Annotated in this window: 10 protein-coding genes; 8 read left to right on the top strand and 2 right to left on the bottom strand. The window is 52.9% G+C overall.

The window, feature by feature from the left end:
- The first annotated feature begins 38 nt into the window (after positions 1–38).
- The 3 genes from odhB to zapE all read left to right on the top strand — a co-directional run bounded on the left by odhB (position 39) and on the right by zapE (position 3,947).
- Positions 39–1,325, top strand: a complete 1,287-nt coding sequence (gene odhB, locus B4C79_RS01030; RefSeq protein ID WP_291740198.1) for a 2-oxoglutarate dehydrogenase complex dihydrolipoyllysine-residue succinyltransferase — start codon at positions 39–41, stop codon at positions 1,323–1,325.
- Positions 1,326–1,336: 11 nt separating this feature from the next.
- Positions 1,337–2,773 carry a dihydrolipoyl dehydrogenase gene (gene lpdA, locus B4C79_RS01025; protein ID WP_171099511.1) on the top strand — a complete coding sequence of 479 codons (1,437 nt, stop codon included), beginning with the start codon at positions 1,337–1,339 and terminating at the stop codon, positions 2,771–2,773.
- 82 nt (positions 2,774–2,855) lie between these two features.
- A complete protein-coding gene (zapE, locus tag B4C79_RS01020) occupies positions 2,856–3,947 on the top strand; it encodes a cell division protein ZapE (protein WP_105029328.1) in 1,092 nt (363 codons plus the stop codon).
- A gap of 7 nt (positions 3,948–3,954) precedes the next feature.
- Here the strand turns inward: zapE and B4C79_RS01015 are convergent, their stop codons facing one another.
- Complete coding sequence (locus B4C79_RS01015; RefSeq protein ID WP_291740195.1) at positions 3,955–6,330, bottom strand: Tex family protein; 2,376 nt, start codon at positions 6,328–6,330, stop codon at positions 3,955–3,957.
- A gap of 12 nt (positions 6,331–6,342) precedes the next feature.
- Here B4C79_RS01015 and B4C79_RS01010 point away from each other — a divergent pair, with 12 nt between their 5' ends.
- From B4C79_RS01010 to B4C79_RS01000, 3 genes are all read left to right on the top strand, one after another.
- On the top strand, positions 6,343–6,741 hold the full coding sequence (locus B4C79_RS01010; RefSeq protein WP_171099507.1) for a hypothetical protein: 399 nt from the start codon (positions 6,343–6,345) through the stop codon (positions 6,739–6,741).
- Positions 6,742–6,840: 99 nt separating this feature from the next.
- Entirely contained in the window at positions 6,841–7,056 is a 216-nt protein-coding gene (locus tag B4C79_RS01005) for a YdcH family protein (protein ID WP_171099505.1), read from the top strand.
- Between the two features lie 30 nt (positions 7,057–7,086).
- Entirely contained in the window at positions 7,087–9,051 is a 1,965-nt protein-coding gene (locus tag B4C79_RS01000) for an ATP-dependent DNA helicase (RefSeq protein ID WP_291740193.1), read from the top strand.
- A 71-nt stretch (positions 9,052–9,122) separates the two neighbouring features.
- On the opposite strand, the gene B4C79_RS00995 is transcribed toward B4C79_RS01000, so the two are convergent.
- Positions 9,123–9,971, bottom strand: coding sequence for an outer membrane protein assembly factor BamD (locus tag B4C79_RS00995; RefSeq protein WP_105029895.1), 849 nt, complete (start codon positions 9,969–9,971; stop codon positions 9,123–9,125).
- Between the two features lie 115 nt (positions 9,972–10,086).
- On the opposite strand from B4C79_RS00995, the gene B4C79_RS00990 reads away from it, so the two are divergent.
- Positions 10,087–11,253 (top strand): RluA family pseudouridine synthase, encoded by a 1,167-nt coding sequence (locus B4C79_RS00990; protein WP_291740190.1) that lies wholly within the window; start codon positions 10,087–10,089, stop codon positions 11,251–11,253.
- Positions 11,222–12,055: a peptidoglycan editing factor PgeF gene (pgeF, locus tag B4C79_RS00985; protein WP_291752452.1), complete on the top strand. Its 834-nt coding sequence runs from the start codon at positions 11,222–11,224 to the stop codon at positions 12,053–12,055. Before B4C79_RS00990 ends, pgeF begins: the two co-directional genes overlap by 32 nt.
- The last annotated feature ends 74 nt before the right edge of the window (positions 12,056–12,129 follow it).

The raw sequence follows: 12,129 nt of genomic DNA, 5'->3' as shown, positions 1-12,129 counted from the left end.
CCCGCACTTGAACTAAGAATTCAAAAGGAAAATATTCCATGGCAATCGTAGAAGTGGTCGTACCACAACTGTCCGAATCTGTCGCCGAAGCAACGCTGTTGAATTGGTACAAAAAACCTGGTGACGCGGTAAAGCGTGACGAAAACCTGATCGACGTAGAGACCGACAAGGTGGTGCTGGAAGTGCCCGCTCCCTCGGCTGGTGTGATCGTTGAAGTTCTCTGTGAAGACGGTGCAACTGTTGTAGCGGGACAGGTCTTGGCAAAAATTGACACGGAAGCAAGTGCCTCCGCAAGTGCACCCGCAGCAGCACCTGCCCCGGCAGCAGCGCCTGCTCAGGCCGCTGCACCAGCAGCAGCCCCAGCTCCCTCAGCCAGCGTAGATGGCTCTGTGGCCATGCCGGCTGCGGCCAAAATGATGGCGGAGAACAAGCTCAGTGCTGATCAAATTGCAGGTTCAGGCAAAGACGGCCGCATCACCAAAGGCGATGTGATCGGTACCTTGAATGCACCCGCCGCAGCCCCTGCTCCCGCAGCGAAGCCCGCCGCTGCTCCAGCCGCAGCTAAGCCAGTTAGCTTGCTGCCTGAAGTGAAGGCCCCGCTGGATCCCTCAACCTTGATTGAAGGTCGCCCTGAGCAGCGCGTGCCCATGAGCCGCTTGCGTGCCCGTGTTGCGGAACGCTTGGTACAGTCGCAGCAAACCAACGCCATTTTGACCACCTTCAACGAAGTGAACATGAAGCCGGTGATGGACTTGCGCAACAAGTACAAGGACAAGTTCGAAAAAGAACACGGTGCCAAACTTGGCTTCATGGGCTTCTTCGTGAAAGCCGCTGTGGCAGCCCTGAAAAAGTACCCCGTGCTGAATGCCTCCGTGGATGGTAACGACATTGTGTATCACGGCTATTTCGACATCGGTATTGCTGTGGGTTCTCCACGCGGTTTGGTGGTGCCTATTATTCGCAACGCGGATCAAATGAGCATCGCCGACATTGAAATGAAGATTTCTGAGTTTGGCCAGAAAGCCAAAGACGGCAAGTTGACGCTTGACGACCTAACCGGCGGTACATTCTCGATTTCCAACGGTGGCGTATTCGGTTCCATGTTGTCCACCCCAATTATCAACCCGCCCCAGTCTGCAATTTTGGGTATTCACGCCACGAAAGAGCGTGCAGTGGTTGAAAACGGTGAAATCGTGATTCGCCCCATGAATTACCTCGCGATGAGTTACGACCACCGAATTATTGATGGGCGCGAAGCGGTGCTTGGCCTGGTCGCAATGAAGGAAGCCCTGGAAGACCCAGCACGCTTGCTGCTGGAACTATAAAGGGGATATTCATGAGCACACAATATGATGTAGTGGTGATCGGTGCGGGCCCTGGTGGCTACATTGCCGCCATTCGCGCAGGTCAGTTGGGTATGAAAGTGGCCTGTATCGAGGGCAATGCTTACGACGATCCCAAGGGTGAGCCTCGCTTGGGTGGCACTTGTTTGAACGTGGGTTGCATTCCATCAAAGGCTTTGTTGGCCTCTTCGGAAGAGTTCGAAAAGATTGCCCACCATGCAGAAGACCACGGCATCGCCGTGACAGGTGCAAAAATGGATGTGGCCAAGATGATCAAACGCAAGGATGACATCGTTGCCAAAATGACTGGCGGTATCCAATATCTGTTCAAGAAAAACAAGGTCACACCCATCAAGGGTTGGGCCAGTTTTTCTGGCAAAGTCGACGGTGGGTTCGAGCTGACCGTGAAAAGCGCAGCTGGTGAAGAGAAAGTGACAGCCAGGCAAGTAATTGTTGCGACAGGTTCCAAGGCACGCCATTTACCCGGAATCGCTGTTGACAATGAAATGATTTGCGACAACGAAGGTGCCTTGAAATTTGGTGCCGTGCCCAAGAAATTGGGCGTGATTGGCGCAGGCGTGATTGGTCTTGAGTTGGGCTCGGTTTGGCGCCGTTTGGGTGCCGATGTCACTGTGCTCGAAGCCATGCCCAATTTTCTGGCTGCAGCCGATGAAGGCGTGGCCAAAGAAATGCAGAAGATCTTCACCAAGCAAGGGTTGAAGATGAACATGGGTGTAAAAATCGGTGAAGTGAAGGCCAGCAAAAAAGGCGTTTCAGTGGCTTACACCGATGCCGATGGTGCTGCCCAGATGCTAGATTGCGACAAGCTGATTGTGTCGGTGGGCCGTGTACCCAATACCGATGGTTTGAACCTGGAAGCGGTCGGCCTTAAAACCAATGATCGCGGCCAGATCGATGTGGATGCACACTGCCAAACGTTGGTCGCAGGCATTTATGCGATTGGTGATGTAATTCGCGGTGCCATGCTGGCGCACAAAGCCGAGGAAGAAGGTGTGATGGTTGCAGAAATCATGGCTGGGCAAGCCGGCCATTGCAATTACGACACCATTCCATGGGTTATTTACACCTCGCCTGAAGTGGCTTGGGTTGGCAAAACCGAGCAGCAGTTAAAGCAGGAAGGCCGCAAGTACAAGGCAGGTCAGTTCCCGTTTATGGCCAATGGCCGTGCGCTGGGGCAGGGCGATTCACAAGGTTTTGTGAAAGTGTTGGCCGATGCCACCACCGATGAAGTCCTGGGTGTACACATCATCAACAGCCATGCATCTGATTTGATTGCTGAAGCTGTGATGGCCATGGAGTTCAAGGCTTCTTCCGAGGACATCGGTCGCATTTGCCATGCGCACCCCAGTTTGTCTGAAGTGATGAAAGAAGCGGCTTTGGCCTGCGACAAGCGTCAACTGAACGGTTAAAATTCCGTTCGGTATCGACCCCCAACGGCTGGTGAATCGCTTCATCGGCCGTTTTTAATTCTATTGATTCAAATTCATCATCGTGAACGTTCAGGAATACTACAAACAAACTTTGGCCGAACGTGGATACCAGTCGGATGCTGCTCAGCAAAAGGCGGTAGACCGCATGCAGCTTTTCTACGATGAGTTTGTTGAATACAAAAAAGCACGCAGCAGTGTAATCAAAAAATTCCTGAATCGACCTGCTGTACCCAAGGGCTTGTACCTGTGGGGTGGGGTAGGTCGCGGTAAAAGTTTTTTGATGGATTGCTTTTACAACTCTGTCACCGTGCAGCGAAAGGTGCGTTTGCATTTTCATGAGTTCATGCGGGGTGTGCATGCCGAACTCGATGACCTCAAGGGAGTTCAGGATCCGCTTGACGAAGTGGCGGCGCGAATCGCCAAACGTTATCGTTTGATTTGTTTTGACGAGTTTCATGTGTCTGACATTGCAGACGCCATGATTCTCTATCGCCTGCTCGATGGCTTGTTCGCCAACGGCGTTACTTTCCTGATGACGTCCAACTACAAGCCTGATGATCTGTACCCAGATGGTCTGCACCGTGACCGCCTGTTGCCTGCCATTGCCCTGCTCAACAAGCAACTGGATGTGATTAACGTGGATGTGGGAGTAGATTACCGCCGCCGCACATTGGAGCAACTGAACACCTACCTCATGCCGCTGGATGAAAGCGCGGACAAACAGTTGACCGAAGATTTCAAGCGCTTGGCTGAGGTGGCTGATGAGCCTGCAGAGTTACAAATTGAATCGCGTGTCATCAAGGCTGTTCGACGTGCTGGCTCCGTAGTGTGGTTTGATTTTCCAACCCTGTGCGGTGGCCCGCGTTCACAAAACGATTACCTTGAAATTGCCAGCCAGTTTCAAACTGTGATTCTCAGCGGCGTGCCAAAAATGGGTGCTGGTATGGCCTCAGAAGCACGCAGGTTCACCTGGCTGATTGATGTGCTTTACGATCACAAAGTCAAGCTGATTATGTCGGCGGCGGTTGAACCGGAAGAGCTGTACACCGAAGGTGCAATGGCGCATGAGTTCTTCCGCACGGTGAGCCGCATTGTTGAAATGCAGTCCAAGGAGTACCTGGATTCGCCGAAGCGAAACGCCGTGCGGCTTTGACTCTTCCTTATTTGCTTCCCTTTGCTTTAGCGAACGCGGCAGCAAATGCATTGTTGGCAAAACCTGCGCCTTGTTGTGAATTCGAACCAGTGCTTCCACCACTTCGTTCACCGCGTGAATTTCCCCGTGCATCGCCTGCACGGTTGGCTTGAACTTGTCGGCCAGCATTCTGCCCGGGTGCGGCTTTCGGTACATCGTCGCCCATTTTCATGGTCAGTGAAATTCGTTTGCGTGGAATATCGACTTCCAGCACTTTCACTTTCACAATTTGCCCGGTTTTCACCACGCTGTGCGGGTCTTTCACGAAGGTGTTGGACAAGGCAGAAACATGCACCAACCCGTCCTGATGCACACCAATGTCCACAAAAGCACCAAAGTTTGCCACGTTGGTGACCACACCTTCCAGCGTCATACCGGGTTTCAAGTCGGTCATGGTATGTACTTTGTCATCAAACTTTGCGGTCTTGAAGCTAGGGCGTGGGTCACGGCCAGGTTTTTCAAGTTCTACCAAAATATCCTGAACCGTGGGCAAGCCAAAACGATCGTCCACAAACTCGGTGGGTTTCAATTCTTTCAGAATTTCACGATTACCCACCAGGCTGCCCACCGGCTTCTTAACCTTGGCTGCCATTTTCTCGACCACAATGTAGGCCTCAGGGTGTACGGAAGAGGCATCGAGCGGGTTTTCAGCACCATGAATGCGCAAAAAACCAGCCGCTTGCTCAAATGTTTTGTCGCCAAGCCGGGGCACTTTGCGCAAGTCTTCACGGCTTTTGAATTTGCCATTGCTGTTTCTGAATGACACCAACGCTTTGGCCACAGAGGCATTCAACCCTGACACGCGCGATAGCAGTTGCTCCGATGCCGTATTCACTTCAACACCCACTGCGTTCACGCAGTCTTCAACCACCGCGTCCAGCCGGCCGCTCAGTTGGCGTTGATCGACATCATGCTGGTATTGGCCCACACCGATTGATTTCGGATCGATTTTTACCAGTTCAGCCAGGGGATCTTGCAGGCGACGTGCGATAGACACTGCACCGCGAATGCTGACGTCAAGGTCTGGCAATTCTGCTGAAGCCAAAGCGCTGGCGGAGTAAACCGAGGCACCTGCCTCGCTCACCATAACCCGTGTGGCTTTCAGGTCTTTGTGTTGTGCAAGCAAGTCGGCTGCCAGTTGATCGGTTTCCCGGCTGGCGGTGCCGTTGCCAATGGCGATCAACTCCACATTGTGTTTCATGCAAAGCGCAGCCAGCAGGGCGATGGATTCATTCCATTGTCGGCGAGGCTCGTGTGGGTAAATGGTGGCGTGTTCAACCACTTGGCCTATGCTGTCAATTACCGCCACTTTTACACCAGTGCGAATACCTGGGTCCAGACCCATGGTGGCTTTGCCCCCCGCCGGGGCTGATAACAACAAGTCTTTCAGGTTTTTACCAAACACGGTGATAGCCTCAGCCTGTGCCGCATCGCGCAGCGTGCCAATCACCTCACTTTCCAGGGTGCTGGCCAGTTTGATTTTCCACGTCCAACGGCATGTTTCATTCAAGAATTTGCCCCGTGGGCTTTCATCGCGTTCAATGCCATGCAGGCGAGCAATTTCCGATTCAAAAGGATGGGGTGCACGGGGGTTCTCAGCCTCCCACACTTCGGGCAGGTCTACCTTCAGTGTCAGAAACCCTTGTTCGCGGCCACGAAGCATGGCCAACATGCGGTGCGAGGCTGTGCTGCTCAGGGGTTCTTGATGTTCAAAGTAATCTTGAAACTTGATTGCTTCACTGGCTTTTTCAGGCACCACAGCTGCTCGAATGGCCCCCTCGGCTTTCAAACGGTTTCTTAGAAGTGCCAGCAAGGCAGCGTTTTCTGAAAACTGTTCGGCCAAAATGTCGCGGGCACCATCCAGTGCTGCTTTGGTGTCGTTGATTTGATGTTCTGTGTTCAGGTAAGCCGCAGCCAATATTTCAGGCACGGCTTGTTTGTTCTGGAAAATTTCATCCGCCAGTGGCTGCAGGCCTGCCTCACGCGCTATTTGTGCGCGTGTGCGGCGTTTGGGTTTGTAGGGCAGGTAAAGGTCTTCCAGCGTTTGTTTGTTCTCCGCCTTTTCAATTGCTGCTTTCAGTTCAGGGGTCAATTTGCCCTGGCTTTCAATCGATTCAAGAATACTGCTGCGCCTGTCTTCCAGTTCGCGCAAATACACCAGGCGCTCTTGAAGGTCACGAAGCACCGCATCGTCCAACCCACCTGTGGCCTCTTTTCGGTAACGGGCGATGAAGGGCACTGTGGCGCCTTCGTCCAACAAATCGACTGCTGCCTTGATTTGTGATTGTGCGGCACCCAATTCTTGAGCCAACTGGGCGATAATTCGATTTTGAACAAGCGACATGGATTCTGATCTATGAGTTTTCAAAGTAAGCAGGGCATTGTGCCACAGCTTCGGAAGTCGATCGGGGTAAGGGTGCAGCGCCTGTTCACCCTCATCTTGCCTGTTTCAGCCTTGGTACTGGCTGCCTGTAGTACTGTTCAACTGCAGGCCGCTAAACCCCAGGCGCCAAACACGCTTGAGCAGGCGCGTGCCTATGTGGCTGAGCGAGAAAAACAACTTGAGTTTCTCGAGTATGAATTGAACGAGCAGTCGCGGGCTTGTTACAAGAAGTTTTTCGTGTCCAGTTGTCTGGATGATGTACGTTTGCAAGGTGCACAAATTCGCCGTGCACACCTGGAGGTTCAAGGCAAGGCAGACGACATGATTCGCCTGGACGAGTATGCGAATCGGCGAGCCCGAACGCCTAACTAAAGCGGGCTGCAGAACGGGTGATCCACTTTGGGTAGATTGTTTCCAGCCTTGGTTCACTTGCGGCTACAATGTTGTCAACGCCGAGCTGGTTCAACCTGAATGCCCATGGTCCATACTGAAGACATCGAATCGATCAAGCGACGAATTGTAGAATTGCAGGTTGAACACCGCGATCTGGATCAGATCATTGCCATGTTGACAGCACAAACTGGTTTTGATCAGTTGCAGGTTCGCAGATTGAAAAAGCGCAAGTTGCAGATCAAAGACTCGATTACGCTGTTGCAAATTCAGCTTGAACCCGACATTCCTGCCTAACTTTCACGCTCAAATTTACCTGTACCCCGCATGTTTGATTTCTCTGAACCCTTGAATGAGGCTTTCGCCCCTGGTGGTGCTTTGGCCCGACGACTACCCGGGTTCAGTGCACGCGAATCGCAAATTGAAATGGCACAGGCGGTTGGCAATGCAATTGAAACTCAAAGTGCTTTGGTGGTAGAAGCAGGCACTGGCACGGGGAAAACCTTTGCTTACGTGGTGCCCGCCTTGCTTTCAGGGCGAAGGGTTTTGTTGTCTACAGCCACCAAAACTTTGCAGGATCAACTTTTTAACAAGGATCTACCGCTGGTTCGCGAGGCCTTGGGTGTGCCTGTCAATGTGGCGTTGTTGAAAGGTCGCCAAAATTATGTGTGCCATTTTCACTTGGAGCGTGCGCTCAAAGAGGCGCGTTTGCCGTCTCCCCGCGAAGTGGACCATCTTCAAAAAGTAAAAATATTTGCCGGCCGCACCTACACTGGCGACCGGGCTGATTGCGCCGGGGTGCCCGAGGACTCAGCCGTGTGGAGCTGGGTCACTTCCAACAAAGACAACTGCCTGGGCGGCGAATGCCCCAACGCTTCTGAATGCTTCGTGAACAAAGCCCGCCGCGATGCGCTGGACGCCGAGGTTGTGGTTGTGAATCACCATTTGTTTTTGGCGGACCTTGCGCTTAAGGAAGAAGGAATTGCAGAGTTGCTTCCGGCTTGCGATGTGATCGTATTTGACGAAGCGCACCAGTTGCCCGACATTGCAACCAGCTTGCTAGGGCAGGCCATATCGACGGCCCAGTGCCAGGAATTTTTGCGTGACGTCCTGATTGAGGGTCGAACTTCCAGTGCAGATGCTGGCGATTGGGATGCGGTGCTTCGCCCCATGGAGTTGGCCCTCAAGGAAATTCGGCGAATAGTGGGTACTGAAATTGATTCTGCACGTTTTACGCATGCCCAGTTTTTGGCCTTGAATGGCGTTGCCGCGGTTTGCGCAGACTTCGAAAACCGCCTGGAAGGCTTGATAGAAATGATCAGCCCCCTGTCGGTTCGCAATGAATCGTGGGTAAAGCTAATGGGGCGAGCCAGTGAGTTGTGCCTGCGTTGGCAAGACTGGTTTTCCCCAGCAACAGCACAGACTGACGAGCAGTCGGTGCGTTGGGTGAGTGTCTCGACCAACGTAGTGCAATTCTGTGATTCGCCGCTGGATGTGTCCAATGCATTTGCCAAGCTTTACGCTGAGCAGCCCAAGGCGTGGGTTTTTACCAGTGCAACCTTGAGTATTAAAGAAAGCTTGCAGCACTTTACCTTGCAGGTGGGGCTCGATGATTGCCAGCAGTTGTTGTTGCCAAGCCCGTTCGATTATGAATCGCAAGCGTTGCTGTGTGTACCCGACAATTTGCCTTTTCCCAATGAACCACAATTCAGCAAAAAACTGTGTGATGCGGTGTGGCCGCTGTTACAAGCCAGTCAGGGGGGGGTATTTTTCCTGTGTACCAGCCACCGTGCCGTGAAGCAGGTTGGCGAGTACCTGCGAGAGCGTATCGAGAAAGACGAACTGGATTGGAGTTTGTTGGTGCAGGGCGAGGCCTCCAGGGCTGAATTGCTGGATCAGTTCAGAGTATTGAACAATCCGGTTTTGGTGGGTGCAGCCAGTTTTTGGGAAGGTGTGGATATTCGGGGTGATGGGCTGCGCTTGGTTATTATTGACAAGCTGCCGTTTGCGCCACCCGATGACCCGGTTTTTCAAGCCAAAAGCGAGTTGATTAAAAACCGTGGTGGCAATGCGTTCCAGGATTTGTCCCTGCCCGACGCGGCGATTGCCCTGAAGCAGGGTGCAGGCCGTTTGATCCGGGATGAAACCGATTGGGGCGTTTTGTTGATTGGCGATCGCCGCTTGGTTGAAAAAGGGTATGGGAAGCTGCTTTGGCGAAGTTTGCCCCCGTTTAAGCGCACTCGAGAATTGAGGGTGGCGATTGAGTTTATGCGGGAGAAGCGCTTGAAATAGCGATTCAAGACAATCATCAGAAACAAAAAAGGATCCTTGAAGGATCCTTTTTTATTCGACTGACAAACACTTTAGTCTTTCCAGACCTGCCACCATTTGGCTTCCGCTTTTTCCTTCTCGGGAAGATCCATATTCCAATAGGGGCTGTCTTTGAAGTTCAGGTTGATCACACGTTTGGTGTCTGCCGCCAGGGCGGTCATGTTCAGTTTCTCATAGCTGCGCAGGCTGATAAACAGTGCTTCTTCAATCGACGGGGTTTGTTCGAACCGACGCACTACTTCTTGAGCGCGGTTAACTGCCGCCAGGTACGCGCCACGCTTGTAATAGTAACGGGCCACATGCAATTCGTTTTGTGCAAGTGCATTCACCAGGTACTGCAAGCGTGATTTGCTGTCTTCGTAGTATTTGCTGTCAGGAAAGCGGCTTACCACTTCTTTGAATGCATCAAATGCAGCGCGGGTGCCTTTGGGGTCACGGGCGCTTTGATCTTCACCCGACAACAATGCAAAAATGCCTTTGTCTTCGTTGAAACTGATCAAGCCGCGCAAGTAATAGACATAATCAAGATTCTGGTGGTTTGGGTACAGCTTGATGAAGCGATCAGTTGCAGCCAATGCCTGGGCATTGTCACCCGCCTTGTAGTAAGCAAACGCCGTATCAATTTGCGCCTGCTGTGCAAAACGCCCGTATGGGTAGCGTGCTTCCAGCTTTTCAAGCAATTCAATACCGCGCTCGTAATTGCCAACGTCGATTTCAGCCTTGGCTTCTTCGTACAGACGGGCAGGGCTCCAGCCCTCGGTTTCATCGAATTGTTTTGCCGAGCCGCATGCGGCCAGCGCGAAAATCAACGCGGGGATCAGGAATAACTGCGATAATGTGCGCAGCCAAGTGGTGCGCGGGGCCAATGTGGTTTTGTTCATGTGATTTCGAAACCCGAAGTGTCCCTGTTTGATCATCAATGGTTTTCCATTATATCGGGCAAAGCCCGTGCCGCCCACCGGCGGCATACTCAATTGAAAGATTCGATTTTAATTTATGACGTCCCAAATTCAAGCCGACGCGGAAAACGCACAACCCGATCAACCGTTACAAGCCAGAGTGCCCATGGAATTGGGAGGTTCTCGCTTGGACAAAGTGATTGCCGAGTTGTTCCCGCAGTACTCGCGTTCCCGCCTGCAGGGCTGGTTGAAAGAGGAAAGGGTGCTGGTCAATGGCGTGGCCGCAGCCAAGGGCAATCAGAAAGTACAGGGCATGGATCGGATTGAGTTAAGCCCTGGGGTTTTGGCCCACATGCAGGCTTTGATCCCCGAGGACATGAACCTGGATATTGTGGCCCGCACCAATGAATACACGGTGGTCAACAAACAGGCCGGCCTGGTGGTTCATCCGGCACCCGGGCACTGGACCGGTACCTTGATGAATGGCCTGTATCACTTGGACCCGGGTTTGATACATGTGCCAAGGGCGGGGATTGTGCACCGCCTGGACGCAGACACCACCGGTTTGATGGTCGTGGCCCGCACCGCTGAAACCCAGGTAAAACTGGTTCAAATGTTGCAAGCCCGCATTGTAAAGCGGGTTTACCTGGCCATGGTGTGGGGCCGAATTGCGAACCCTTTGACTGTGAATAATCCCCTGGGCCGCGACCCGCGCAATCGCCTGCGTATGGCGGTGGTTGATCACGGTAAGCCCGCTGTAACCCACTTTACCCCAGTTGCTTTTGGTGAGCTTCTTGAAGTGCCTGTCACCTTGATGGTGTGCCGTCTTGAAACCGGGCGTACCCATCAAATTCGTGTGCATGCCCAGCATGCCGGTTTTGCTTTGGTGGCCGACCCGGTTTACAAAATCAAAGGCGCTGGCAGTCACTCTGCCTTGCGACTTTCCTCGATTGAACTGCCCAATGGCGAGAAGTTCGAGCGCCAAGCCCTGCATGCAACACACCTGAGCTTTCCAGATCCGGCTTATTTTCATGTGCAAGGAGCTGATGAAGCGGCTGAGGATTGGGACGAAAGCCTTGGAAATCATGAATGGCCCGAGTATGTAGCCAAGGCCCCCGAGGATTTGCGCTTGTTGGGTGAAATGGCTGGCATTGATTTCCACAGCGACGATGTAGAAGAGGCGGTATTGGAGGAAGCTCACCAACACAAGGCCTCGGTGCTGGTGCGTTTTGATGATGACGACGACCTTGAAGAAATTGAATAAAGAAATTCCTGTCTCCCAGCTTTGCCCAGATTGGGAGGGTGTCAAGGTACTGGTGACAGAAACCGGATTTGACCATTCACAGGGTAACGCCAATCCTTATGGTTTCAATTTGGGTATACATGTCGGGGATAGCCTGACCCATGTTCAAGCTCGGCGCAGTTTAGTTGAAAAGGAAATGGGTGCTCCGGTTGTGTGGTTAAACCAGGTACATGGTTGCGAGGTGTTCGAGGCGAGGCTTGCAAGCGATGCGATGTCATCTGGCACAACACCACCGGTGGCAGATGCTTCAGTCAGTGTTAGTTGCAACCTGGCCTTGGCGATCATGACCGCAGACTGTTTGCCCGTCGTTTTTGTGGCCTTCAGCAACTCTGGCAAAGCACTGGGGGTTGCAGCAGCCCATGCTGGCTGGCGAGGCTTGCATGCAGGTGTTTTACTGGCAAGCGCGAGGGCATTAAGCCAGGCCTGCGGGGTTCCTCTAATGCAAATCAAGGCCTGGATGGGACCTGCCATTGGCCCACACTCTTTTGAAGTTGGGGCGGAGGTGTTCCATGCCTTTGTTCAGCAAAGTCCCAATGCAATTGAGTGCTTCAAGCCAGGCGACAAATCCGGGAAATACTTGGCCGACCTGTATGCACTGGCCCGGCTTGCACTGCGCGAATTGGGTAATTCCAACATTGAAGGCGGCGGCTGGGACACGGTCACCGATCCGCGCTGGTTTTCTCATCGGCGGGGGCAACAGCAGGGGGTTCAGTCTGGGCGTTTTGCAACGCTAATTCGGCTTCTTCCTGAGCACGCCGCTTGAGTCTTCTTGACTTCGTTCCCATCAAATAGGCCAGCACGGCACAGGGCAGTGCCCCGTAAAAAAGGAATGTGACA

The organism is Limnobacter sp. UBA7229, from assembly GCF_002473065.1.
In the GTDB taxonomy this organism is placed as follows: Bacteria; Pseudomonadota; Gammaproteobacteria; order Burkholderiales; family Burkholderiaceae_B; genus Limnobacter; species Limnobacter profundi.
The sequence above is the reverse complement of the archived record's forward strand: the minus strand, read 5'-3'. Positions and strand labels throughout refer to the sequence as shown.